Here is a 24,366-nt window from a genome sequence, read left to right as displayed (position 1 = left end):
TTCAGGGATTATTACTCGCAGTGTTGTGCAAATCTGGCCGATAATCAAATCGTTTTCACACGCACTGATTTTTAGTCGTAATATCAATTTTCTGCAGGAAGTTGTTTGCATTTCCTTCAGGCGAAACAAATAATTACGCCATCGTGACTAAGCCGGATTGAGGGGACTCTATGAAGCACTCTGTTTCAGTAACCTGTTGTGCGCTGTTGGTTAGCAGCATTTCTCTGTCATATGCTGCGGATGTTCCCAGCACAACGGTACTGGCAGAGAAGCAGGAGCTGGTTCGCCATATAAAAGATGAACCTGCGACGCTTGACCCGGCAAAAGCCGTTGGACTGCCGGAAATTCAGGTTATTCGTGACCTGTATGAAGGGCTGGTGAACCAGAACGAGAAGGGCGAAATCGTGCCTGGCGTCGCCACGCAGTGGAAAAGCAACGACAATCGGATCTGGACGTTTACGCTGCGCGATAATGCGCGCTGGTCAGACGGTACCCCGGTGACCGCGCAGGATTTTGTCTATAGCTGGCAGCGGCTGGTAGATCCGAAAACGCTGTCACCTTTTGCCTGGTTTGCCGCGCTGGCGGGGGTGAATAACGCCCAGGCGATTATTGATGGCAAAATGACGCCCGATAAGCTCGGCGTGACCGCCATTGACGCTCGCACCCTGAAAGTACAACTGGATAAACCGCTGCCGTGGTTCGCCAATCTCACCGCCAGCTTTGCGTTTTATCCGGTACAAAAAGCCAACGTGGCAAGCGGTAAAGACTGGACCAAACCGGGTAATCTGATTGGTAACGGCGCCTATGTGTTGCAGGATCGCGTGGTGAATGAAAAGCTGGTGGTGGTGCCGAATAGCCATTACTGGGATAACGGTAAAACGGTGCTGCAAAAGGTGACCTTCCTGCCTATCAATCAGGAGTCCTCAGCCACTAAACGTTACCTGGCGGGTGACATCGACATCACCGAGTCGTTCCCCAAAAATATGTACCAGAAGCTGTTGAAGGACATTCCTGGTCAGGTCTATACGCCACCCCAGTTGGGAACCTATTACTATGCGTTTAACACGCAAAAAGGCCCTACTGCGGATCCCCGCGTGCGTCTGGCGCTGAGCATGACCATCGATCGTCGCATTATGGCGGAGAAGGTGTTGGGGACCGGGGAAAAACCGGCCTGGCATTTTACGCCGGACGTCACTGCCGGCTTTACGCCTGAACCGTCGCCCTTTGAGCAAATGAGTCAGGAAGAGCTGAACGCGCAGGCAAAAACGCTGTTGCGTGCGGCGGGATACGGCCCGCAGAAGCCGCTGAATCTGACGCTGCTGTACAACACCTCTGAGAACCACCAGAAAATCGCCATCGCGGTAGCCTCGATGTGGAAGAAAAATTTAGGTGTGGATGTCAAGCTGCAAAACCAGGAGTGGAAAACCTACATCGACAGCCGTAACACCGGGAACTTCGATGTGATTCGCGCTTCCTGGGTGGGGGATTACAACGAGCCTTCCACCTTCCTGTCGCTGTTGACCTCAACACACTCCGGCAATATTTCCCGTTTTAACAACCCGGCGTATGACAAAGTCATCACCCAGGCGACGATGGAAAATACCGATAAAGCTCGTAACGCGGATTACAATGCGGCGGAAAAAATCCTCATGGAGCAGGCGCCGATCGCGCCAATTTATCAGTACACCAACGGGCGCTTAATCAAACCGTGGCTGAAAGGGTATCCGATCATGAACCCGGAAGATGTGGCTTATAGCCGGACCATGTACATCATTAAGCACTAACAATCCGTCAGCGGGCGCGGGATCGCGCCTGCTGATTACACCGTGTAAATGCGAATATCATGTTCGCGAAACGCCTCGCAATACTCCTTGCTGATGTTCGCCTCAACCACAATAACGTCAATTTCACTGCTTCGGGCGACAACATAGCGAGCCACCGCCGGGATTTTGTCTGCCGTCAGCGCCACAATGGTTTCATTGCACTGTTGAAGCACCGCGCGCTTGAATTCACAGTCGGCATAATCGAACCCGGTCAGACCGGATTCTGGTGCCATCGCACAGCCGCCGATAAAGCCCTGATCAAACAACATTCCCTGAACCTGAGCGATCGCCGATGCGCCGACGCAACCGCCGGAAGAACGCTGCAACTGACCGCCGAGCATGATGACGTCATACAGCGGCTTTTTTAGCAGTACGGCAGCGATTTCCGGTGAATTGGTGACCACGGTCAGAGAGAGTTCTGCCGGGAGCGCTTCCGCCATTGCCAGGTTGGTCGTGCCGGTGTCGATAAAAATACAACTGCCTGATTTGACCAGTCGTGCACATTTTTGCGCGATGCTGCTCTTTTGATCGGGTTTCTTCGTTTTGCGGACCGCATAGTCACCGGCCTCTGGCAGCATCATTACCGCGCCGCCATACACTTTTTTGCAAATACCTTCCTTACTGAGTTCGTGAAGATCGCGGCGAATGGTGTGTTCCGACACGTTCAGTCGGGAGGCGAGGTCGCTGCATACCACACGCCCATTCTCCTGCAGGATCTGCTGAATCAGGGCTTGTCGTTGTTCCGGGAAAGCTGCATAATCGAGCATAATAAATCCTGAAAACCATATCATCGAGCAATAAAAAGCATGATCGGGCAAAACGATCGCTGCTGTCAACATTCTGACGGGCTGAGACGAGGTAAAACATGAAAATCGCACACATGGCGCTATGGACCACGGAACTGGAGGCACAGGCGCGCTTTTGGGTAGAGTTTTTTGGCGGTACGCTCAATGAAAAATACAGCAGCAAGAACAATCCCGGATTCGAGTCCTATTTTGTGTGCATCGGCGATGACATTGCCATTGAACTGATGACAAAACCGGGGTTGCGTGCTCAGCGACCGGATAACCAGACAACCGGATGGGTTCATCTGGCGATCGCGGTGGGTAGTGTAAAAAAAGTGGATATGCTGGCGAAAAAAGCGCGGGCACAGGGGATTCTGGTTTCGCCGCCACGTACCACCGGGGATGGTTACTATGAAGCAGTCATCAAGGACCCGGACGGGAATTTCATCGAAATTGTCGAGTGAGGAGAGGGATCCCCAGTCCCGGATCGCGATGTCCGGGGCTGGGATAGTAAACGTCACGAACCGCTACCGGTTTCATTGATATAGAGCGTCTGGCTCGGGAAGGCAAAGTCAGCACCATGATTCTGTACAATATCAATAATATTAAGATAAACCTGTTGCTGTACGGCCAGCCACTCCTCCCAGATCGTGGTGCGGGTAAAACAATACACCATGATATTTAACGAGGAGTCGCCAAAGCCATTGAAATAGACCAGCAGCGTTTGTTGCTGATCGATATCATTATGGGTTTGTAGCATCTGCCGTATATCAGCGACGATAGCACCGATTTTGCTGGCATCTTCGTAACGTAACCCGACAACCGTGTTGATTCGCCGGTTACTCATGCGGCCTGGGTTTTCGACGCTAATCGAGGAAAAAATCGAGTTGGGAACGTATAAGGGTCGATGATCAAAAGTGGTGATTTTGGTCATCCGCCAGCCAATTTCCGTCACGGTGCCTTCAATATTGCGATCCGGAGATCGCACCCAGTCACCGATGCTGAAAGGGCGGTCGAAATAGAGCATGATTCCTGAAAAGAAATTGCTCAAAATATCTTTCCCGGCCATCCCGACCGCGATACCGCCAATTCCGCCGAAGGTCAGTAATCCCGACAGACTCATACCGAAGTGTTCGCCATACAGCAGAATGATGACGATAACGAGGGTGATTTTGATTATCCGCGATAAAATTCTCGCGCGGGTGATATCATGACCTTTATTTATTTGCGATTTTTCAAACTGGTTAATGAGCAGAAACAGTTTCAGGGTCAGAATCAGCGCAATCAGTGAAGTACAGACAAAGTCGACAAAACTGGATGAGATTGCGCTGATATGATAATGCACAATGACCGTATTCGCGACGCTACCCAATGTACTAATGATCAGGGTGTAAATAAGAAACTGGATGACATGCAGAACAAACCCTTTCTTCTTTTTATTACCGTGATGAAACCAAAAATTCATCAGAATTAAGCTGAAAAGGCTACTTAAAATAACCGTCACATTGAAGATGTTTTTTACAAACAGGTCAGTAAACATCGTTATCCCCGGTATTCCGGTCCCTTTTAAATAACAGCAATATAGCCACAGTCTTAATCATGATACTCAGGATAAACAATCGAGTCATCAAAGAATCGTGGCGATAAATAGTGATATCGGCGTTTTCATACCAATAAGATTTCAATGTGGCGCATTTGTGCGTGAAGACTTTTGCGCATTGTCATGGTATTGTTGCGCTAAAGTAACGGACTTTCAGTAACAGAAGGGCATTATGATGATGGAAAAGCTAAAGACGGCGAAGGGCAAAAAGTTTCTGCTGTGCCTGCTGGGGGTGTTTATCATTGCCGCCTCGGTTGTCACACGCGCCACGATCGGCGGGGTGATTGAACAGTATGATATTCCGCTTTCTGACTGGACGACGTCGATGTATATCATTCAGTCATCAATGATTTTCGTCTATAGCCTTGTTTTCACTGTGCTGCTCGCCATCCCGTTGGGGATTTACTTCCTCGGCGGTGAGGACAAACAATAAAAAAGGCCCGATTATTCGGGCCTTTGGTTTCTTTCACGACGCGTTAGTCGTCTTCATCGTCATCAAGTTCAACAGGCGTCTGGTACTGATCGGGCTTGATGACCAGCAGGTCGCAACGCAGGTGATCGATGACCTGTTCCGCCGTGTTGCCCAGGAACGCGGCGGAAATCCCGGTACGTCCCACCGTCCCCAGAACCACAATCCCCGCCTGCAGATGTTCTGCTAAATCGGGGATCACCTCTTCCGGCAATCCTTTCTCGACGTGCGTGACTTTCTCGTCGATGCTGAATTTTTGCCGCAGCGCTTTCATTGCCAGCAGGTGCTGACCGCGAATCGCATCGTTATAGACGCTGGGATCAAATTCCGGCAGTTCAATGGCGATATTGATAGGGGTGACAGGATAGGCCCCGACCAGATGCACCTCAGTATGATTGACCTGCTCGGCGAGTTGTAGCGTCTCTTTCACCAGCTTTTCATTCAGCGCATTGTGGTAGGGTTCTTCGCTGGCGAGGTTTACCGCTACCAGTGCTTTACCGCCTTCCGGCCAGGGCTGGTCTTTTACCATCCACACCGGGCTTGGGCATTTACGCAGCAGATGCCAGTCGGTCGGTGTAAAGATAACCGCTTCCAGTCTGTCATGCTGGTGCGCCATCTTCAGCACCAGATCGTGCCCGGCGCTAATGACTTCCTGAATAATGGCTTCAAAAGGACGGTTGTGCCAGACCACTTTAATGTCAACAGGAACACCTGCTTCGATGTAGTATTTTGCTTGTTCGCGTATCCAGGCTGTCCGCTGACTAATGACGCCCTGACGCATGGCTGTACGCTCATCAGGCGACAGCAGGGTGGTCATCTCGTAGGAAAAGTCGTAGATCGGCAAAAAGGCTTTAATTTTGCCACCAATCCGTTGATGCAAATAAACCGCACGCCGTAACGCAGGTTGATCGTCCTGATTCGGATCGATAACCACCAGCATGTTTTGATACATAGCCATACAGGGTCTCCTTACAACTGTCATCGCAGTTTGTAACTAAAAGAGTAACCCAAGAATGTGAATTGAAACAGGGAAGAACCTTCTGTCAGATCAATAAATCAGGAAAATTTAGCGATTCGACAGAAGGGTTTCAGAAGGGTTGCGGAAAGATTAAGCAACGTTACGGGTGTGTCCGGCGAGTACCGCCAGCGCATCACTGTTTTCGATGGTGATGTATTTCCCTTTCACCGCCAGCATCCCGCTCTTCTGGAAACGACCCAGCAAACGGCTGATCGTTTCAACGGTCAGGCCCAGGTAGTTACCGATATCCCCGCGGGTCATGGTCAGTCGGAATTCACGTGGAGAGAAGCCTCGCTGCGCGAAGCGACGGGACAGGTTATAGATAAATGCCGCCAGACGCTCTTCCGCGTTTTTCTTCGACAGCAACAGGATCATATCCTGGTCGCCTTTGATCTCACCACTCATCAGACGCATCATCTGCTGACGCAGGTTCGGCATTTTGCCGGACAGATCATCAAGTGTCTCAAACGGGATTTCACAGACCATTGAGGTTTCCAGTGCCTGCGCAAAACTCGGATGATGACCGCTACCGATCGCGTCGAAACCGACCAGGTCGCCCGCGAGGTGGAAGCCTGTTATCTGCTCATCGCCTTGTTCAGTAATGGTATAGCTCTTGATCGTACCGGAACGAATGGCATAGAGCGATTTCAGCTCATCACCCGCCTTAAACAGCGTCTGGCCTTTCTGGATCGGCTTTTTACGCTCGATGATATTATCAAGCTGATCAAGCTCATGCTCGTTAAGTGTGAACGGGATGCAAAGCTGGCTGATACTGCAATCCTGGCAATGGATAGCACAACCGCCAGACTGAATGCGCCGTATAATTCGCTTTTCCGGGATCATAGGTCTGCTCAAGCCGTAATTGATATTTGTCAATTTTAACATCTTTTTGGTGAGCACGTAAGTCTGAGCTAACCCCAATAGCGGATAATTCTGGTATACGTGAGCAAATTATTTCTATCTCTTTGAAAATCCATACTTTCCGTGTGGCGTCTTTACGTAAAAGTGTGAGCAAGAAGGCACGAATTGCCTGGATATTACAGCAACAGGTAACCTTCATGGCGCAACAGCCACTCTTTCCGCTGCACGCCGCCAGCATAACCGGTCATGGTGCCGTTGCGTCCGATGACGCGGTGGCAGGGCACCACAATGCTGATTGGATTCGAACCGTTCGCCGCGCCAACCGCCCGCGCGGCCCCAGGACGTCCCAATTGTTCAGCCAACTGGCCGTAGTGCATCACCTGACCACAAGGAATGGTGCGTAATGTCTGCCAGACTTCCCGCTGAAAAGGGGTACCGCCGGTGGCGGTAGGCAGCGAATCGATCGCGCTGAGGTTGCCGGCAAAGTAGTCGGCAAGTTTATCGCACAGGCCGCCCGGATTCGTCGCGCTGATGCGGGTATAACCTTCAGCGCGGTAATGGATATCCAGCAGTTGCACCATACGATCGCTGTACTGTTCCCACTCGATGGCGCGCAGCCTGTATTGCTCATCGCAAATCACCCAAAGCGGACCCAGCGGGGTCATCATTTTCTCTTCCAGTAGTGTCAGCATCGGTTGCCTCGTTGGCATGCAGTCGGTGGGCGTCAACGTATCATGGTCGTCGTCAGCTGCGCTATACCTCTGATTTGGGATAAAAAAATAGAGCCTGTCGACATCCGCCAGACTCTACAGTACACACAGCAGTTTATCCTTCATGTGTTCCCGTTATTATTCCGTGTGGCGGGTAATGTCTTATAGCAAGAACCGTTTACTGATGCCAGCCATCATGGGTGATTGATTTCACGAAAATCTAAGTTAAATCAAATGGATTTTAGAATCACTCAATATGAGTTAATCATGGATAAAATCGACGGTACTTAGTGCATCATGGGTTTATGACATCCCGATGTTTACTGGAAACATCTGTAAACCGTTGTCGCCCTTCTGGGCGACGGTTATGATAGTGGCTGTCTTTAAAAGCGGGAGGACGGAGCATGAACCTTGACGACAAATCATTATTTCTTGACGCCATGGAGGATGTTCAGCCGCTGAAACGTTGCGCCGACGTACACTGGCAACCCGTGCGCAATACGCGTACCCCGCAGCGCATTGATACACTCCAACTGGATAATTTTTTCACCACCGGTTTTCTGGAGGTCGTCCCGCTGACGCAGCCGCTGGCGTTTCGTCGCGAGGGATTGCAGCAGGGCGTGCTCGATAAACTGCACACAGGGAAGTACAGCCAGCAGGCGAGCCTGAACCTGTTGCGTCAACCGGTGGAAGCGTGCCGCCAACAGCTGTTCAGTTTTCTTCTCCAGTCGTTACAGGATGGTCTGCGTAACGTACTGATCATTCATGGTAAAGGACGAGACGATAACTCACATGCCAACATCGTACGCAGCTACGTGGCGCGCTGGTTGACCGAATTCGACGACGTTCAGGCGTATTGCACGGCGCTGCCGCATCATGGCGGCAGCGGGGCGTGTTACGTGGCGCTGCGCAAGACCGCACAGGCGAAGCAGGAAAACTGGGAACGCCACGCCAAGCGAAGCCGTTAATGCAGCAACAGCGACAGCTCCTGCGCGGCTTTCTGCAACTCAGGCAGCACCCGGTTGCGCAACTCGTCCGCCGTCACCTGGCCAGCATGTACTCCCACGTTCAACGCGGCCTGAACCTGGCCCTGACTGTTCATCAGCGGTACAGCAATGGATCGCAGTCCCATCTCCAGTTCCTGATCGTTTAATGCATAGCCCTGTTGCCGCACTTTCTTCAGTTCGGCGCGCAGGGCGGGGACGGAATCCACGGTCTGCGAGGTGTAGCGGATCATGGTGATGCGACCGAGCATGTCGTTCAGCTTGTCCTCAGAAAGATGACTGAGCAGCACGCGTCCCATTGAAGTGGACCACGCGGGCAGTCGACTGCCGATGTCCAGATCGATGGTCATAATGCGTGAACTGGAGGCGCGGGCGATATACAAAATATCGTCACCGTCGAGGGTGGCGATGGAACAGGACTCATTGAGCATTTCGCTCAGATGCTTCAGAACCGGTTGCGTGGCACGTGCCAGCGGCGTAGAGGCCAGATAAGCATGTCCCAGCGCCAGGATCCGTGGGCGTAATTCAAAATTTTTTCCATCTTCGGCATAGACAAATCCCAGTTTTCCCAGCGTATACAGACAGCGTCTGACCGCCGCGCGCGGTATCCCGGTTTTCTGGCTAATCTGCGATATTGACATAACCCGCCGTTGCGGCGTAAACGCCTGAATCACCTCCAGCCCACGCGCCAGTGAAGCCATGTAGTTAGGGTCGCCCTTGAACGGATCGGCCTCATTGTTCAGTCGGTCATCAGGATGTTTTTCCACTGTTTTCCTCTCGTTGTTCGCCACGGATCACATTCTTCGTACAAATATAAATGATGTTCGATAATCGCACCATATTTCGATTATCGCCCTTGCCTGACTTCGTTAAGTGGGTCACATTTTGTGCGAACAACGCAAAAATGTGCGAAATACGCACCAAAAGGAGCGAGCTGATGATTGATAAAAGTGTGCCTTCGCTGGAGGAGGCCATCGCCGGGATCCCGGATGGTGCCACCATCATGATTGGGGGCTTTGGTACCGCCGGACAACCCACCACGTTGATCGATGCGCTCATTGCGCAGGGTGCTCGCGACCTCACCATCATCAATAACAATGCGGGCAACGGTGAAATCGGTCTGGCGGCGCTGTTGAAGGCCAGACGCGTGCGCAAAATGATCTGCTCCTTTCCGCGTCAGGTGGATTCACAGGTTTTTGACGCGCTGTATCGCCGCGGCGAGGTTGAGCTGGAGCTGGTGCCGCAGGGGAATCTGGCGGCGCGGATTCAGGCCGCCGGGGCCGGACTGGGAGCCATTTATACGCCGACGGGCTACGGCACCCCGCTGGCGGAAGGTAAAGAAACTCGCCGCATCGAGGGGAAAAACTATGTACTCGACTATCCGATCAAAGCCGATTTTGCGCTGATTAAGGCGCACCAGGCCGATCGCTGGGGAAATCTGGTGTATCGAAAAGCGGCGCGCAATTTTGGCCCCATCATGGCGACCGCCGCGCAAACCACCGTGGTGGAGGTGAATCAGATTGTCCCGCTGGGCGAACTCGATCCCGAGCACGTCATCACGCCCGGTATTTTTGTCCAGCGCGTGTTTTCTCTGGAAAACCTCACCCACGCTGCGCTGCGCGCGTAAGGAGTAAATGATGAAGAAATTATCCCGTGACGAAATGGCCAGACGCGTGGCGCAGGATATTCCGGAAGGAGCATACGTCAATCTGGGGATCGGCTTGCCGACCCGCATCGCCAACTACCTGCCAGCGGAAAAAGAGATTTTCCTGCACAGCGAAAATGGCCTGCTCGGGATGGGGCCAAAACCCGCAGAAGGGGAAGAAGATCCGGAACTGATTAACGCCGGAAAAGAGTACGTCACCTTGTTGCAGGGGGGTTGCTTTTTCCACCACGGCGACTCTTTCGCCATGATGCGCGGCGGACACCTCGATATCTGCGTGCTGGGGGCGTATCAGGTCTCTGCATCAGGGGATCTCGCCAACTGGAGTACCGGTGCGCCGGACGCCATTCCCGCCGTAGGCGGCGCGATGGATCTGGCGATCGGTGCGCGCCAGGTTTTCGTGATGATGGACCATCTGACCCGCGACGGTGAGTGCAAACTGGTTGAGTACTGCTCCTACCCACTGACGGGCATGGGCTGTGTCAGCCGTATCTATACCGACCTGGCAGTGATCGACATTACTGACACGGGGCCGGTTGTCCGGGAGATTTTCAACGGTCTCTCTTTTGAGGAGTTGCAGCGTCTGACGCCGGTAACGCTGAGCTGTGAACCGCTGGCGCAAAGCGCATAAGGAACTATGATGAATCAGGCATTTATCTGCGATGCAGTGCGGACCCCTTTTGGTCGCTTCGGCGGAACGCTGGCGAGCGTCAGGGCTGACGATTTGGCCGCCATTGTGCTGAAAGCCTTGCTTGAACGTAATCCTGGCCTCGATCCGGCGCTGATTGATGATGTGATTTACGGCTGTGCAAATCAGGCGGGGGAAGATAACCGCAACGTGGCGCGGATGGCGCTGCTGCTGGCCGGGCTACCGGAAAGCGTTCCGGGCAGCACGGTGAACCGTCTGTGCGGATCCAGCCTTGATGCCATCGGCATCGCCGCGCGAGCGATTAAAAGTGGTGAAACGCAGCTGATGATCGCGGGGGGCGTGGAGAGCATGTCGCGTGCGCCATTCGTGATGGGTAAAGCAGAAAACGCCTTCAGCCGGAATATGAAAATCGAAGACACCACGATTGGCTGGCGTTTTATCAACGCGCAAATGAAAGCACGCTATGGTGTAGATTCTATGCCGGAAACGGCGGAAAACGTGGCGCAGGAGTTTGGCATATCGCGCACCGATCAGGATGCGTTTGCCCTGCGCAGCCAGTTACGCACCGCTGCCGCTCAGGAGCAGGGACTGTTCGCGCAAGAATTGATTCCTGTGACAGTGTCACAGAAAAGGGGCGATCCGCTGATCTTTCGCGAGGATGAGCATCCGCGCGCAACGTCGCTGGAGGCGCTCGCCAGGCTGAAAGGCGTGGTCCGCGCCGACGGTACGGTATCGGCGGGCAATGCGTCTGGCGTCAACGACGGTGCCTGTGCGCTGCTCATCGCCAGTGAACAGGCGATGGTACAGCAGGGGTTGCAACCGCTGGCGCGTATTGTCGGCGTGGCAACCGCTGGGGTCGCCCCGCGAATTATGGGCTTCGGTCCGGCACCGGCGGTCCGTAAAGTGCTGGCACAAACAGGATTAACGCTCAGTCAGATGGATGTCATCGAACTTAACGAAGCGTTTGCCGCGCAGGCGCTGGCGGTGATGCGCGATTTGGGGCTACCCGATGATGCCGCCCAGGTGAATCCCAACGGTGGCGCGATTGCCCTCGGCCACCCTCTGGGGGCATCGGGCGGTCGTCTGGCGATGACCGCCGCTTATCAGTTACAGCGTACCGGCGGCCGCTATGCGCTTTGTACGATGTGCATTGGCGTGGGTCAGGGGATCGCATTGATTATTGAACGTGTGTAAGGAGCAGGAATGACCTTGCTAACCCCGTTGATGCGCGGAACGGCGCTCACGGCAGAATTTTCAGATTTACAGCTTCTCCAGGGAATGCTCGATTTTGAAGCCGCGCTTGCCCGCGCGCAGGCCGCCTGCGGAGTGATCCCGGCAACGGCCGCCGGGCCTATCGCCCAGGCCTGTCGCGCGGAGTTGTTTGATCTGCCCGCGCTGGCGGAATCGGCGCGGGCGGCAGGAAATCTGGCGATTCCGCTGGTAAAACACTTAACCGAACGGGTGAAGAGCGCAGATCCTGACGCGGCGCGCTACGTCCACTGGGGGGCAACCAGTCAGGACGCGATCGATACCGGTCTGGTGCTGCAACTGCGTGCCGCGCTGAATCACACGCAACGCGCGCTGGGTCAGTTGACAGAAACCTTTGCCCGTCAGGCATTGCACTACCAGCACACCATCATGCCTGGGCGTACCTGGATGCAGCAGGCGCTGCCGGTGACCTGGGGCTTAAAACTGGCGAGCACGCTTGATGCGCTGCTGCGCTGGCAGGAACGCCTGCAACAGTTGCTGCCTCGCGTCCAGGTGCTGCAGTTTGGCGGCGCGGCGGGAACGCTGGCATCACTCGGACAGGACGCTCTACCGGTGGCAGAACGGCTTGCGCAGGAACTGGCGCTGACGCTGCCGGATACGCCCTGGCATACCCAGCGCGACAGGCTGTTAGAAGTCGGGGCATGGTATGCCGGTGTTGGCGGTACCCTCGGCAAGTTTGCTCAGGACTTTGCGCTGCTGATGCAGACTGAAGTGGCAGAAGTCAGCGAACCTGCCGCCGCAGGTCGGGGCGGATCGTCGGCGATGCCGCATAAACGAAATCCGGTAAGCTGTGCGGCGATCCTGACCGCCATGCAGCGAACGCCTGGGCTGATGGCCACACTCTTTGGTTGTCAGCTACAGCAGCATGAACGCGCGCTCGGCGGCTGGCAGGCTGAATGGGAAGTCCTGCCGGAGGTCGTCATGCTGGTCGGGCACGCGCTGGAGGAAACCCAGCTGCTCGCCCTGCATATGCAGGTTTTTCCGCAAAAGATGCGTGACAACCTGGACATCACCCACGGTCTGATGATGGCGGAAGCGGTCACTCTGGCGCTGGCGGCATTTATCGGCAAACAGGACGCGCACCATCTGATTGAAGGGCTGTGCCATCGCGCAATAGAAAACGATCGATCCCTGCATTCGGTGCTTGTCGATGACCCGCAGGTGATGGCCCATCTTAATGAATCTCAGCTGGCGGCGTTACTGGATCCCGGCACGGCGACCGGCAGCGCGGCACAATTTGTTCAACGTGTGCTTGCACGTTACGAGGAACGACAGCATGGAACTGAATTATCAGATTGATGGCCCGGACGATGCGCCAGTGGTGGTGTTATCCAATTCCCTGGGCACCACGCTTACGATGTGGGCGCCACAACTTGCCGCGTTGAGCGCACAGTATCGGGTGTTACGCTATGACACTCACGGGCATGGTGCTACGGGTAAAACGGGGCCAATCGATCTCGCCCGGTTAGGGCTGGATGTGATTGCGTTGCTTGACCACCTGGATATTCCGGCAGCGCATTTTTGCGGGATCTCGATGGGAGGGCTCACCGGGCTCTGGCTTGCCTGTCATCATCCTCAGAGGATGCTGAGCGTGACGGTGATAAACAGCGCCGCACGCATCGGTGATGAGGCGGGCTGGCACGCTCGCGCACAACATGTTCGTCAGAACGGACTGCGCGACATTGCCGTCAGCGCCCCTGAACGCTGGTTCAGCCAATCCTTTTGTCGGTCCGCACCGCAAACGGTCTCAGCCCTGTGTCAGCAACTCGCGGACTCGTCAGCAGAAGGATACGCCGCCTGCTGTGATGCGCTGGCTACGGCTGATTTACGTGAACAGATTAGCCGTATTACGCGGCCGGTGCTGCTGATCGCCGGAGAATATGACCCGGTCACCACCGTGGGCGACGCCCGGTTTATGCATCAGCGTATTGCAGGTTCCGTGCTGGCCGTGGTGAAGGCGTCCCACTTATCCACTATTGAAGCGCCGGCCACGGTGAACGCGGCGTTATTATCGTTTCTGGGAGGACAACATGCAGGATGAAGAACGTTATCAGCAGGGAATGGCCATACGCCGGGGTGTCCTGGGCGATGCGCATGTTGACCGCACCGTGCAAAATCTGACGCCGCTGAATGAAGAATTTCAGAACTTCATTACCCGTTATGCATGGGGTGATATCTGGAGCCGTCCCGGACTGGATCGGCATACGCGCAGTATGATAACCATTGCGATGCTGATTGCGCTCAATCGCGAGGCGGAGCTGAAAATGCATCTCAATGCCGCGTTCAACAACGGTGTAACGCGTGAGGAACTGAAAGAGCTGATCATGCATTCGGCGCTTTACTGCGGATTGCCTGCCGCCAATGCGACGCTGCATCTGGCGCAGCAGGTTTTTGATCAGCGCGACGCCGCGGGGAAATAAATCCGGACACCCCGGCGACGGTGCGCGTCGTCGGGGGACACCGTTTTCAGGCTGCGAGCACCCGGTTTCGCCCATCGTTTTTGGCCCGGTAGAGTGCAGCATCCACCCGCTTAAACAGCTCATCGATACTTTCGTTAGGTTCGTGGTGGGCCACGCCAATGCTCACGGTAAAGCGCGGCAGGCCGGGGAGGCCAATTTTCGCCACCGAGGCGCGAATGGATTCGGCTAGCTGCAGCGCGGTCTCCAGCGGGGTGCGCGGTAACAGCAGAATAAACTCTTCGCCGCCCCAGCGGAACACTAAATCACCGTTGCGCGCGCAGGATTCCAGGTTTCGCGCCAGCTCGCAGAGCACCTCATCCCCTTTCAGGTGACCATACAGGTCGTTAATGCTTTTAAACCGGTCGGTATCAATGAGCAGCAGGCTGTAATCCTGGGGCAGGGACAGATGCTGCATCTGTCCCTGTTCAGTCAGTTGATAGAACTGACGACGGTTGAGCAATCCGGTTAACGCATCATGCAGGGCGGCGCGCTCCAGTTCTTGTTCGAGGCGTTTCTGCTCGGTGATGTCGTGAATGATGCACAGCATCAGTCTGTCGCCGTAGATTTCAATCGGCCCGGCATAGGTTTGCACATGGCGGGTTGTGCCATCGGCAATTTTATGGACAAAATTTAACGGTTTATGCCCGCCCGGAAGTCGCGCAATTTCATGCATAATCGGCAGAATCTGCCGACCCAATATATTGATTTCCCACGTATGTTTCTGGCACATTGCCTCCAGGCTGTAGCCGTAGAAATTGAGCGCCGCCAGGTTGGCATCGACAATAAGTCCCTCTCTGGAGGGGTCAATCAGCAGCATGGGGGCGGAGTTAGTGAGAAAAAATCGGGCGTAAAATCCCTGCTTTTTACGCTGATAGGTTGCAGACCGACTGGCCTTCAGCCCCTGCGCCGCCGGGGTATCAATGCCTTCGAAGAGAATCACTTCACCGGATCCCGGCAGGTCTTTTACCGACAACCGGCAGGTGAGCGCAGCCGGATTATTTTCACGCGGCACCGTCAGAATTTCGACAATATCCTGCTGGTTGCGAAGATCCGTAATATAGTTCGGTAAGATAGTCTGCGCGTGGGTGGAATACACCCCTTTGCGCAGTTGGCTGAAGGTGTATCCTTGCATCATCTCTCTGGCGATACGATTGGCAAAGAGTAATTCTTCGGTGCCTGGAGAGACGATCCAGACCGGAAGCGTTAATAAATCCAGTGCATTCAGGTTGTGTGCAATCATCAGTAATCCCGTTATTTTTTATTCATTATTTTGCGAACATGCGAGAATAGTTTTTTATAATGTAATAGAACGTTGTGGTGATAAACAGGAAACAACGTTTAGTTGTTCAATGAGATTATCCTTTTGTAATAGTGACGGTATTTGCTGTGCCGGTAAGGGATGGGCATATAAAAAGCCTTGCAGTACGCCACACCCCATCTGCGTCAGGAGTCGCTCTTGCTCAGGCGTTTCGATCCCTTCCGCGACGACGCGTAAATTCATAGAGTGGGCGATATCAATAATCGTCGAGACAATTTTGCTGTTCTTGTTGTTCTCATTGATATCTTTAATAAAGATACGGTCGATCTTCAATTCCCGCGCCGGGAGTGATTTCAACATTAGCATATTTGAATATCCGCTTCCGAAATCATCAATTGAAACCGTGATCCCGGCAGTCGAAAAGCTATTCAGGATCTGAGTGCTGCGCTCGAGATTTTTTAGCACGGCACTTTCCGTTATTTCCAGCGTTAACCGGGACGGCAGGATCTGGTAACGGGCAAGCGCGCTACAGACGATATCGACGATATCATGCTGTTCAAACTGCGTCGCAGAGAGGTTAATCGCAAGCGACCAGTCGGTATGTCCTTGCTGGGTCCATTGACAGAGCTGCGAACAGGCCTGCTGAATCACCCATTTCCCGACCGAAAGCATGAGACCCGTATCTTCAAGCGTGGGGAGAAACGCGCCAGGCATCAGTAGCCCTTGTTCAGGATGCCGCCAGCGCAACAGCGCCTCAAACCCGGCCAGAGTGCGGTCACTGGCAGTATATTTTGGCTGATACCATAGCTCAAATTCATGACGCGCCAGCGCCTGTGACAGGTCCTGTAAAAAGGCTGGCGCGGTGGTGACAAGGGCTTCCATTTCCGGTTGGTAGATGGCCCAGCCGTCGCGACCCTGCTGCTTCACATGATACATGGCGACATCCGACTTCACGCGTAGCTCATGCGGGGTGGTACCGTGTTCGGGATAGAAGCTGAGCCCGGCGCTGAGTGAAACACGAATGACATGGCCTGAGAGAGAGAAAGGCATTCGCAGAGCGTTGGCAATACGGTCCATCCGAGTGGAGATAGCTTCGGTATTGTTCTCCGGCATCAATAAAATAAATTCGTCTCCCCCTAAGCGGGCAAGCGTCATGGTGTCATCAAGACAGGCGAGGATGCGCTGGCTACTGGCTACCAGTAATTGGTCGCCAATATGATGACCCCAGGTGTCATTGACGACTTTAAAACGGTCAAGATCGATAAAAGCAAGGGCAAACCGCCGCTGGTTGAGCGCCGAGTCTTCCATACAGGCCAGTAAGCAGGTGTCGATTTGTGCGCGGTTGGGCAGCCCTGTCAAGGCATCGAAATGACTTTGCTGGGTCAGTTTCTCGCTGAGATGGGAGAGGTTTTCTGCCAGTTGCGACGCCCGCACCTGCGAGTCAAGCATGGAGATCACCAGCATCACGCCCAGCGTGACCAGCGTGATACCCGCGACACAGATGGCGAGTTCAACCTGACTGAGTCCCGCGTGGAGTGTGTGGCTATGATGACTGAACGTGGCCGCGCTCATACCGGTGTAGTGCATGGCGGAGATCGCCAGCGCGAAAATTAGTGACGCCGCCAACCGGTTAAGCAACGTCTGGCGCGTATCCTGCTGCTGTGAAAAAGCCAGTCGCAGGCCGAGACCGGAAGCCATGACGGCGATGATAACGGACAGGGCTACCAGCCCCCGATTCCAGATGATGGCACCTTGTCCGACGACTGCGGCCATCCCAACATAATGCATGGCGACCATTCCCATGCTCAGAACCACGGTTGCGACCAGCAGTCTGATGCGTGAGAGCGGTGTGCCGGGAATCACAATGTGAATTGCAAACGACGCCGCGAGCAGGGCAATAGCAAAGGAGAGAAGGGTCAACGGCAGATGATAGTTAAGGGGCATGCTCATTTTCATCGCCAGCATTGCGATGAAATGCATAGACCAGATCCCCATACCGAGCGTAATACCCCCCGATAAGCGCCAGAATATCGATTCTCGCCGCGCAGAAATAGCCACTTTACCCGCGCTATCGAGGGAGACAAATGCAGCAATGAAGGCAACAAGAAACGAGATGCCGATTAATACCGGATCCCATGATACGTGCAACATCTTGCTTTCCATCGAGAGTCTGTCGTGCAGTTAAATTTAGCAGGGATTCATCCTTTCGCATGAGAAAAAAAATGACAAATCCCGAAATTTTCGCCTTCTTCATTAGCGTTCTGCGGTGAAAAGCGGCAAAAGCGCGAAGGTGCTTATTTAAACGTTATGAAATCTAATCAGTTAAGCTGTGGTTAATGCGCGTTACATAGAGTGTCGTGTCACTTAACTGTTCAGGAGTAGAATCTCATGAGCCTGGAGGGGAAAGTCGTCGTTTCCATGATTAACATGAAGCATAAGGTAAATTTATCTTCCATTATCCCGCTTTAAGGTAAATTTAATTAATCTCAACGTGAAGATGAGATACAGAGCTAAACGAGAAGAATATATGCTTTTCTGATGCTATATAAATATGACCTGCCATATTAACCTCTAACAGGTTTAAAATGTTAAAACACATTAGCGTCAGAACATTTATTCTCGTATTTCTGCTATTTGTTTTTTTCATGATTAATGTTGTGCAAATAATGTACTCGGTGAGATTTCCGGTATTCATTGCAATGAACGTCATTTTTCTGCTGGCGCTACTGTCATTATGGTGCTACATGACAATATATCTTGTCACCCCCATCAATACGGTGAAAAGAAGTATTGAGGCGGTGACCGCGGGAAATCTCGCCGTTCATATTCCTGAATTTGGTAATAACTGTGCCGGGAGACTCATTCCGGGCATCAACAGTTTATCCGGCAGCATCGCGACGCTGGTGCGGGAGATCCGACTTTCTTCGAAAACAGCGCTGTTGTTGTCAGAGCAGTTGGCTGCCCGCAGCGCTGAATTATCGGTAAAAACAGAACAGCAGTCCGCCTCATTAATCCAGACCGCCGCCAGTATGGAACAGATGGCAGCCAGTACCCGCAACAACGCTGACCACACGCGACTCGCCAACCAACAGGCCGACAGCGCGATGCAATGCGCGTACAAGGGCAGCGAATTAATGGTTCAGGTCGCCAGTAATATGCATTCGATTACGGCGTGTGCGCAGCAAATGACAGAAATAATCACCCTGATTGATGATATTGCGTTCCAGACCAATATTCTGGCGCTGAATGCCGCTGTAGAAGCCGCGCGTGCAGGAGAGCACGGAAAAGGATTTTCCGTTGTGGCGACGGAGGTTCGAAATCTGGCGCACAGAAGTGCAGAGGCCGCGAAAAATATTCGGGGGCTCATCGATGTGACTCATCAAAATGTGCAGCAAGGCGCAACGATTGTGGGCGAAACAGAAAAAAATATGCAGGAAATTGTTCAGGGTGCAGGGCAATTAAGCCAGTTGATGAGCGAAATATCGGCCACCACGACTGAACAGGAAAAAGGGATTAATCAGATAACCCTGGCGATGAACGAACTGGAAAAAGTGACGCAAAGTAACACCCTGATGGTGGACGAATTATCAGGATCGTCAGATGTTCTGAAATCTCAGGTTGTCGATCTCCAGTCAAAAACACATCAATTCCGTTTAAGTGATTCGGCAGAAGAGATATCCCCCCCGGTGCACAAGCGCTATGCTCGCGGGTTTTCATGAGCCATTTCAGCACAATGGGAGAATGAGTGGTTGCTTAACATACGTCGACGGCTAGACTAACCAGAAAAGCGCGAGGTATGGGAGGCGAAATGGAAGCCATCAAAGGGTCTGAAGTCAGTGTGCCGGATGCGGTGTTTGCCTGGTTGCTGGACGGCAAAGGCGGCGTAAAACCGCTGGAAGATGATGATGTGATCAGCAGCGAACATCCGTGCTGGCTGCACCTGAACTACACGCATCCGGACAGCGCGCAATGGCTGGCAACGACGCCGTTATTGCCGAATAACGTCCGTGACGCGCTGGCCGGTGAAAGTCTTCGTCCGCGCGTTAGCCGCCTGGGGGAAGGAACGCTCATTACGCTGCGCTGTATTAATGGCAGCACCGATGAACGTCCCGACCAACTGGTCGCAATGCGTCTGTATATGGATGAACGGCTGATCGTCTCAACGCGACAGCGTAAAGTGCTGGCGCTTGACGATGTGGTCAGCGATCTCCAGGAAGGCACCGGGCCTGCCGACTGTGGCGGCTGGTTGGTTGACGTATGCGATGCGCTGACGGATCACGCCAGCGAATTTATCGAAGAGTTGCACGATAAAATCATCGATCTCGAAGACAATCTGCTCGATCAACAAATCCCGCCGCGCGGATTCCTCGCACTGCTGCGAAAACAGCTGATCGTCATGCGCCGCTATATGGCTCCACAGCGCGATGTGTACTCGCGCCTGGCCAGCGAGCGTCTGCCGTGGATGACGGACGATCAGCGACGCCGGATGCAGGACATTGCCGACCGACTGGGAAGAGGGCTGGATGAAATTGATGCCTGTATCGCCCGTACCGGCGTTATGGCCGATGAGATTGCTCAGGTGATGCAGGAGTCTCTGGCAAGACGCACGTATACCATGTCATTGATGGCGATGGTTTTCCTTCCCAGCACGTTTCTGACCGGACTGTTCGGCGTCAATCTCGGCGGCATACCTGGCGGAGGGTGGCAATTTGGTTTTTCACTCTTTTGCATTCTGTTAGTGGTTCTGATTGGTGGTGTTACTTTATGGTTGCATCGTAGTAAATGGTTGTAAAAACGGGTGTTTTAAGAGATTTCTACACCTAAAAACGGCTTTAAGATTGAGCGAAGTCAATAAATGCGACGCCTGTTAGGGGCAATATCACTCTTGCAGGTGAATGCAACGTCAAGCGATGGGCGTTGCGCTCCATATTGTCTTACTTCCTTTTTTGAATTACTGCATAGCACAATTGATTCGTACGACGCCGACTTAAATAAGTCGGCTTTTTTTTGTCTGCCTGTTTTCAGCTACTACCCTAAAAGGGAGTCAATGACAGACCGGAGGCAACGATGTTACCTGTGTTAACCCTGCACGATCGGGCGATTCATTTCTCTGATTCCGTGCCAACCGACCCCATACCCATCCCTGAGCCGATTCCTCGTCCGCAGCCAATGCCGGATCCGCCGCCGGATGAAGAACCGATTAAAATGTCGCATCACAGGCGCAGATCTGCGAGGATACGCGCCTGCTGACTGTGAGTCGTTTACCGTGAGATTAAATTGTGACTGCTTTTGCTACCCTGAATGTGTTACCCGCCGCCCAGCTTGAGAATCTGAACGAGCTGGGGTATCTGTCCATGACACCCGTCCAGGCGGCGGCGTTGCCGGCGATCCTTGCCGGGCAGGATGTCCGGGTGCAGGCGAAAACCGGCAGCGGTAAGACGGCAGCATTTGGTCTCGGGCTGTTACAGCATATTGATGTCACCCTGTTTCAGACGCAGTCGCTGGTCCTGTGCCCGACGCGCGAACTGGCGGATCAGGTCGCGGGCGAACTGCGTCGTCTGGCGCGTTTCTTACCGAATACTAAAATCCTGACGCTTTGTGGTGGACAACCTTTCGGCGCACAGCGCGATTCTCTTCAACATGCGCCGCATATCATTGTCGCCACGCCCGGTCGCTTACTCGACCATCTGCAAAAGGGCACCGTTTCGCTGGACGCGCTGACCACTCTGGTGATGGACGAAGCTGACCGGATGCTGGATATGGGATTCAGTGAGGCGATAGACGAGGTGATCCGCTTCGCGCCCGCATCGCGTCAGACGCTGCTGTTTTCGGCGACCTGGCCGGAAGCGATCGCGGCCATCAGTGGTCGCGTGCAGCGAAATCCGCTCTCTATCGAAATTGATTCGGTGGATGCGCTTCCCGCCATCGAACAGCAGTTCTTTGAAACGTCCACGCACGGTAAAATTCCGCTGCTGCAAACGTTGCTTAGCCAGCATCAGCCAGCTTCCTGCGTGGTGTTCTGTAATACCAAAAAAGATTGCCAGGCGGTGTGCGATGCGCTGAATGAGGCCGGACAAAGTGCGCTCGCGCTGCACGGCGATCTGGAACAGCGCGACCGCGATCAGACGCTGGTGCGCTTTGCCAATGGCAGTGCGCGGGTGCTGGTGGCGACTGACGTTGCGGCGCGCGGACTCGATATCAAATCGCTGGAGTTGGTGGTGAATTTCGAACTGGCGTGGGATCCGGAAGTCCATGTTCACCGCATTGGACGTACCGCGCGCGCCGGGAACAGCGGTCTGGCTATCAGCTTTTGCGCACCGGAAGAGGCGCAGCGGGCGAATATTCTCTCTGAAATGCTACAGATAACCCTTAACTGGGTCTCCGCTCCGGCTCAGCGCACGGTAACGCCGCTGGTTGCTGAAATGGCGACGTTGTGTATCGACGGCGGTAAGAAGGCCAAAATGCGTCCGGGCGATGTGCTGGGCGCGTTAACCGGCGATATTGGTCTGGATGGCGCGGATATTGGCAAGATTACCGTTCATCCGGCGCATGTTTATGTGGCGGTCCGTCAGTCGGTGGCGCATAAGGCGTGGAAACAACTACAGAATGGGAAGATCAAAGGCAAAACCTGTCGGGTTCGCCTGCTGAAATAAACGCTTGTTGGGCCGGAGACAAAACGTGTCCGGCCCGCTTCACATTACTTCACTTCAACAACGTTCAGACGCAGCTCGTCAAGCTGATTGTCGTCTTCTTCCGGTTGCCAGCCTGCGGGCTGAAGCGGGATCTCTTCGCGATCAAACGCCAGATCGCCGCCATCGACAACATCAGAACCGTGCTTAATGCCTTTGAAATCGAACAGGTTAATGTCGCTCAGGTGTGAAGGCACCACGTTCTGCATGGCGCTGAACATGGTCTCAATACGGCCGGGATAGCGTTTATCCCAGTCGCGTAGCATATCGGCAATCACCTGACGTTGCAGGTTTGGCTGCGAACCGCACAGGTTACAAGGGATGATCGGGAAGCCTTTGGCTTCGGCAAAGCGTTCAATATCCTTTTCACGGCAGTAGGCCAGCGGGCGGATCACGATATGTTTACCATCATCGCTCATCAGCTTCGGCGGCATGCCTTTCATTTTCCCGCCGTAGAACATATTCAGGAACAGGGTTTGCAGAATGTCGTCGCGATGGTGGCCCAGGGCGATTTTGGTGGCACCCAGTTCCGTCGCCGTGCGATAGAGAATGCCACGGCGCAGGCGTGAACAAAGAGAGCAGGTGGTTTTGCCTTCCGGGATCTTATCTTTCACGATCCCATACGTATTCTCTTCAACAATCTTGTACTCAACGCCAAGTTGTTCAAGATATTCAGGCAGAATGTGCTCGGGGAAACCGGGTTGTTTCTGGTCCAGGTTAACGGCGATCAGAGAAAAGCTAATAGGGGCGCTTTGCTGCAAATTGCGCAAAATTTCCAGCATGGTGTAGCTGTCTTTACCGCCGGACAGGCAGACCATGATGCGGTCGCCATCTTCAATCATATTGAAATCGGCAATCGCTTCGCCCACGTTACGACGCAGACGTTTTTGCAATTTATTCAGGTTGTACTGTTCTTTCTTAGTAATATCTTGATTTTGCGACATTTAATCTTTACTCAAATATCAAACGGGGCACCAGTGGGACAAAAGCGCTTTACATCGCCAGCGTCGAGTTTAGCATCACTATCTGCTCACTCTTCATTTCTTCAATCCCGGTAGCATTGATTTCATACACCAGCTGCGCATTTTTGTGCCCCACCTGATGGCAACAAAAGACGGGTTTGCGCCTGCGGGTAATAATCCGCATGCGAAAGTGTGCCGTGTATGGTACGGATTGCGGCGACGAATGCCAGCACGTTTTACAGCTTAAACGTTCTGAAGGAAGGGAACAAAAAGCCCGCAGCGATGTGCGGGCTGAAAATGTTAGCGTACGACCAGTACGGAACACTCTGCATGGCGTACCACAGCAGCGGCGTTCGACCCTAACAGATATGTTGTAATGTCCGGGCGGTGCGAAGCAATAATCACCATATCAACCGCCAGTTTTTTCGCCATTTCAAGAATCTTGTCTTTTGGCGAGCCTTCAGCGATATGGATCTGTACTCTGTCCGACGGGATAGTGAACTTCTTGATAATCTCTTCCAGTTGAGATTTCGCTTCGGCTTTCAGATCGTCCATGGCAGGCAACTCCGCAGAGTAGGCCAGGCCCAGTGCAGAATAGTAAGGCAGAGACGGGATGACGGTCAGGAAATGAACCTGTGCATCGTCAATTTTCGCCTCGGCTTCGACATGATTAATCACACGTTGAGTTAATTCTGAGTCTGAAATATCGATGGGTACAAGAATTGTTCTGTTCATTAAACCTCCTGTTTGAGTATCCATATAAAGTGTAACGTCTTATCGCAGATTCAGTACAATGATAATGATCACATTTCAGCATTATTTGTTTTTAGTTTCTGGATACTTACCCTTAATAACGCCGTCATAAAATCGGCCTTTTGAGACCACAGAAAGAAAATTTTGGTATATATGCGCAGGGACTCCGCGATATTGCAGAACACCAGACTGGTAGAAACGAATTTCCAGCGTAGACGATTTCTCGTCATAGCCGACGGATGCGATTCGTGATGATTTTACGGGTTGATGGTTCATGGCGGCATCCTCGACGGCAGGTCATACAATGAATATATCATCTAACTGAAGGGGATTTTAGTCTACAAGATATCGCGTTTTGTTATAGGTAAAGCGGATAGGTTCTAACCGGGTGAAA

25 protein-coding genes and 1 pseudogene are annotated in these 24,366 nt (G+C 53.2%); 14 read left to right on the top strand and 12 right to left on the bottom strand.

The annotated features are described in order from the left end of the window. The first annotated feature begins 170 nt into the window (after positions 1-170). Entirely contained in the window at positions 171-1,784 is a 1,614-nt protein-coding gene (locus tag OGY35_RS21105; protein ID WP_286633376.1) for a peptide ABC transporter substrate-binding protein, read from the top strand. A 35-nt stretch (positions 1,785-1,819) separates the two neighbouring features. Here OGY35_RS21105 and OGY35_RS21100 read toward each other — a convergent pair whose 3' ends face one another. After that, positions 1,820-2,590 carry a DeoR/GlpR family DNA-binding transcription regulator gene (locus tag OGY35_RS21100; RefSeq protein ID WP_152404458.1) on the bottom strand — a complete coding sequence of 257 codons (771 nt, stop codon included), beginning with the start codon at positions 2,588-2,590 and terminating at the stop codon, positions 1,820-1,822. Between the two features lie 98 nt (positions 2,591-2,688). Between OGY35_RS21100 and OGY35_RS21095 the strand changes: the two genes are divergently transcribed. Further along, positions 2,689-3,072, top strand: a complete 384-nt coding sequence (locus OGY35_RS21095; RefSeq protein WP_286633375.1) for a VOC family protein — start codon at positions 2,689-2,691, stop codon at positions 3,070-3,072. 53 nt (positions 3,073-3,125) lie between these two features. Here OGY35_RS21095 and OGY35_RS21090 read toward each other — a convergent pair whose 3' ends face one another. Next, positions 3,126-4,148 (bottom strand): mechanosensitive ion channel family protein, encoded by a 1,023-nt coding sequence (locus OGY35_RS21090; protein ID WP_286633374.1) that lies wholly within the window; start codon positions 4,146-4,148, stop codon positions 3,126-3,128. Between the two features lie 232 nt (positions 4,149-4,380). Between OGY35_RS21090 and OGY35_RS21085 the strand changes: the two genes are divergently transcribed. After that, on the top strand, positions 4,381-4,641 hold the full coding sequence (locus OGY35_RS21085) for a DUF2534 family protein (RefSeq protein WP_152404464.1): 261 nt from the start codon (positions 4,381-4,383) through the stop codon (positions 4,639-4,641). A gap of 43 nt (positions 4,642-4,684) precedes the next feature. Here the strand turns inward: OGY35_RS21085 and uspE are convergent, their stop codons facing one another. From uspE to ogt, 3 genes are all read right to left on the bottom strand, one after another. Beyond that, positions 4,685-5,635: a universal stress protein UspE gene (gene uspE / locus OGY35_RS21080; RefSeq protein ID WP_192478953.1), complete on the bottom strand. Its 951-nt coding sequence runs from the start codon at positions 5,633-5,635 to the stop codon at positions 4,685-4,687. A 150-nt stretch (positions 5,636-5,785) separates the two neighbouring features. Then, positions 5,786-6,538, bottom strand: coding sequence for a fumarate/nitrate reduction transcriptional regulator Fnr (gene fnr, locus OGY35_RS21075; protein ID WP_003020397.1), 753 nt, complete (start codon positions 6,536-6,538; stop codon positions 5,786-5,788). A 194-nt stretch (positions 6,539-6,732) separates the two neighbouring features. Next, positions 6,733-7,248, bottom strand: a complete 516-nt coding sequence (gene ogt / locus OGY35_RS21070; protein WP_152404468.1) for a methylated-DNA--[protein]-cysteine S-methyltransferase — start codon at positions 7,246-7,248, stop codon at positions 6,733-6,735. 422 nt (positions 7,249-7,670) lie between these two features. On the opposite strand from ogt, the gene smrA reads away from it, so the two are divergent. Next, the gene (smrA, locus tag OGY35_RS21065) at positions 7,671-8,234 is read left to right on the top strand and encodes a DNA endonuclease SmrA (protein ID WP_286633372.1); all 564 of its coding nucleotides are present in this window, start codon (positions 7,671-7,673) and stop codon (positions 8,232-8,234) included. Here smrA and OGY35_RS21060 read toward each other — a convergent pair. After that, positions 8,231-9,037 (bottom strand): IclR family transcriptional regulator domain-containing protein, encoded by an 807-nt coding sequence (locus OGY35_RS21060; protein ID WP_152404472.1) that lies wholly within the window; start codon positions 9,035-9,037, stop codon positions 8,231-8,233. The genes smrA and OGY35_RS21060 overlap by 4 nt on opposite strands. A 170-nt stretch (positions 9,038-9,207) precedes the next feature. Between OGY35_RS21060 and OGY35_RS21055 the strand changes: the two genes are divergently transcribed. Genes OGY35_RS21055 through pcaC form a run of 6 tightly spaced genes read left to right on the top strand, consistent with a single transcriptional unit; the run spans position 9,208 to position 14,271 of the window. Next, positions 9,208-9,897 (top strand): 3-oxoacid CoA-transferase subunit A, encoded by a 690-nt coding sequence (locus OGY35_RS21055; protein WP_152404474.1) that lies wholly within the window; start codon positions 9,208-9,210, stop codon positions 9,895-9,897. Positions 9,898-9,907: 10 nt separating this feature from the next. Beyond that, on the top strand, positions 9,908-10,564 hold the full coding sequence (locus OGY35_RS21050; RefSeq protein ID WP_152406320.1) for a 3-oxoacid CoA-transferase subunit B: 657 nt from the start codon (positions 9,908-9,910) through the stop codon (positions 10,562-10,564). A gap of 9 nt (positions 10,565-10,573) precedes the next feature. After that, a complete protein-coding gene (pcaF, locus tag OGY35_RS21045; RefSeq protein WP_152406321.1) occupies positions 10,574-11,776 on the top strand; it encodes a 3-oxoadipyl-CoA thiolase in 1,203 nt (400 codons plus the stop codon). Between the two features lie 9 nt (positions 11,777-11,785). Continuing rightward, the gene (locus tag OGY35_RS21040) at positions 11,786-13,150 is read left to right on the top strand and encodes a 3-carboxy-cis,cis-muconate cycloisomerase (protein ID WP_286633371.1); all 1,365 of its coding nucleotides are present in this window, start codon (positions 11,786-11,788) and stop codon (positions 13,148-13,150) included. After that, positions 13,128-13,892 (top strand): 3-oxoadipate enol-lactonase, encoded by a 765-nt coding sequence (gene pcaD, locus OGY35_RS21035; protein ID WP_286633369.1) that lies wholly within the window; start codon positions 13,128-13,130, stop codon positions 13,890-13,892. The genes OGY35_RS21040 and pcaD overlap by 23 nt, the downstream gene beginning before the upstream one ends. After that, complete coding sequence (gene pcaC, locus OGY35_RS21030) at positions 13,882-14,271, top strand: 4-carboxymuconolactone decarboxylase (RefSeq protein ID WP_152404480.1); 390 nt, start codon at positions 13,882-13,884, stop codon at positions 14,269-14,271. Before pcaD ends, pcaC begins: the two co-directional genes overlap by 11 nt. Positions 14,272-14,317: 46 nt before the next feature. On the opposite strand, the gene OGY35_RS21025 is transcribed toward pcaC, so the two are convergent. After that, on the bottom strand, positions 14,318-15,550 hold the full coding sequence (locus OGY35_RS21025; RefSeq protein ID WP_286633366.1) for a sensor domain-containing diguanylate cyclase: 1,233 nt from the start codon (positions 15,548-15,550) through the stop codon (positions 14,318-14,320). A gap of 54 nt (positions 15,551-15,604) precedes the next feature. Next, a complete protein-coding gene (locus OGY35_RS21020; protein WP_152404484.1) occupies positions 15,605-17,719 on the bottom strand; it encodes a putative bifunctional diguanylate cyclase/phosphodiesterase in 2,115 nt (704 codons plus the stop codon). A 434-nt stretch (positions 17,720-18,153) separates the two neighbouring features. Here OGY35_RS21020 and OGY35_RS21015 point away from each other — a divergent pair, with 434 nt between their 5' ends. The 4 genes from OGY35_RS21015 (at position 18,154) to dbpA (ending at position 22,221) form a co-directional block, all read left to right on the top strand. Next, positions 18,154-19,287: a methyl-accepting chemotaxis protein gene (locus tag OGY35_RS21015; RefSeq protein WP_152404486.1), complete on the top strand. Its 1,134-nt coding sequence runs from the start codon at positions 18,154-18,156 to the stop codon at positions 19,285-19,287. 89 nt (positions 19,288-19,376) lie between these two features. Further along, positions 19,377-20,360: a zinc transporter ZntB gene (zntB, locus tag OGY35_RS21010; protein WP_152404488.1), complete on the top strand. Its 984-nt coding sequence runs from the start codon at positions 19,377-19,379 to the stop codon at positions 20,358-20,360. Between the two features lie 275 nt (positions 20,361-20,635). Further along, positions 20,636-20,818, top strand: a complete 183-nt coding sequence (gene ynaL / locus OGY35_RS21005; RefSeq protein WP_152404490.1) for a proline-rich small protein YnaL — start codon at positions 20,636-20,638, stop codon at positions 20,816-20,818. A gap of 29 nt (positions 20,819-20,847) precedes the next feature. Further along, positions 20,848-22,221, top strand: a complete 1,374-nt coding sequence (gene dbpA, locus OGY35_RS21000) for an ATP-dependent RNA helicase DbpA (RefSeq protein ID WP_286633362.1) — start codon at positions 20,848-20,850, stop codon at positions 22,219-22,221. A 44-nt stretch (positions 22,222-22,265) separates the two neighbouring features. Here the strand turns inward: dbpA and ttcA are convergent, their stop codons facing one another. The 4 genes and pseudogenes from ttcA to OGY35_RS20980 all read right to left on the bottom strand — a co-directional run bounded on the left by ttcA (position 22,266) and on the right by OGY35_RS20980 (position 24,248). Next, entirely contained in the window at positions 22,266-23,201 is a 936-nt protein-coding gene (gene ttcA / locus OGY35_RS20995) for a tRNA 2-thiocytidine(32) synthetase TtcA (protein ID WP_152404494.1), read from the bottom strand. 49 nt (positions 23,202-23,250) lie between these two features. Beyond that, positions 23,251-23,462: pseudogene (locus OGY35_RS20990) on the bottom strand (site-specific integrase); the annotation flags it as partial. A gap of 57 nt (positions 23,463-23,519) precedes the next feature. Then, on the bottom strand, positions 23,520-23,954 hold the full coding sequence (gene uspF / locus OGY35_RS20985; RefSeq protein WP_042318856.1) for a universal stress protein UspF: 435 nt from the start codon (positions 23,952-23,954) through the stop codon (positions 23,520-23,522). Positions 23,955-24,035: 81 nt separating this feature from the next. Next, positions 24,036-24,248 (bottom strand): KTSC domain-containing protein, encoded by a 213-nt coding sequence (locus OGY35_RS20980; protein WP_152404496.1) that lies wholly within the window; start codon positions 24,246-24,248, stop codon positions 24,036-24,038. Positions 24,249-24,366: the final 118 nt, after the last annotated feature.

This window comes from Citrobacter sp. Ct235 (assembly GCF_030332305.1).
GTDB lineage: Bacteria > Pseudomonadota > Gammaproteobacteria > Enterobacterales > Enterobacteriaceae > Citrobacter_A > Citrobacter_A telavivensis.
This window is presented reverse-complemented; position numbering and strand designations above follow the sequence as displayed.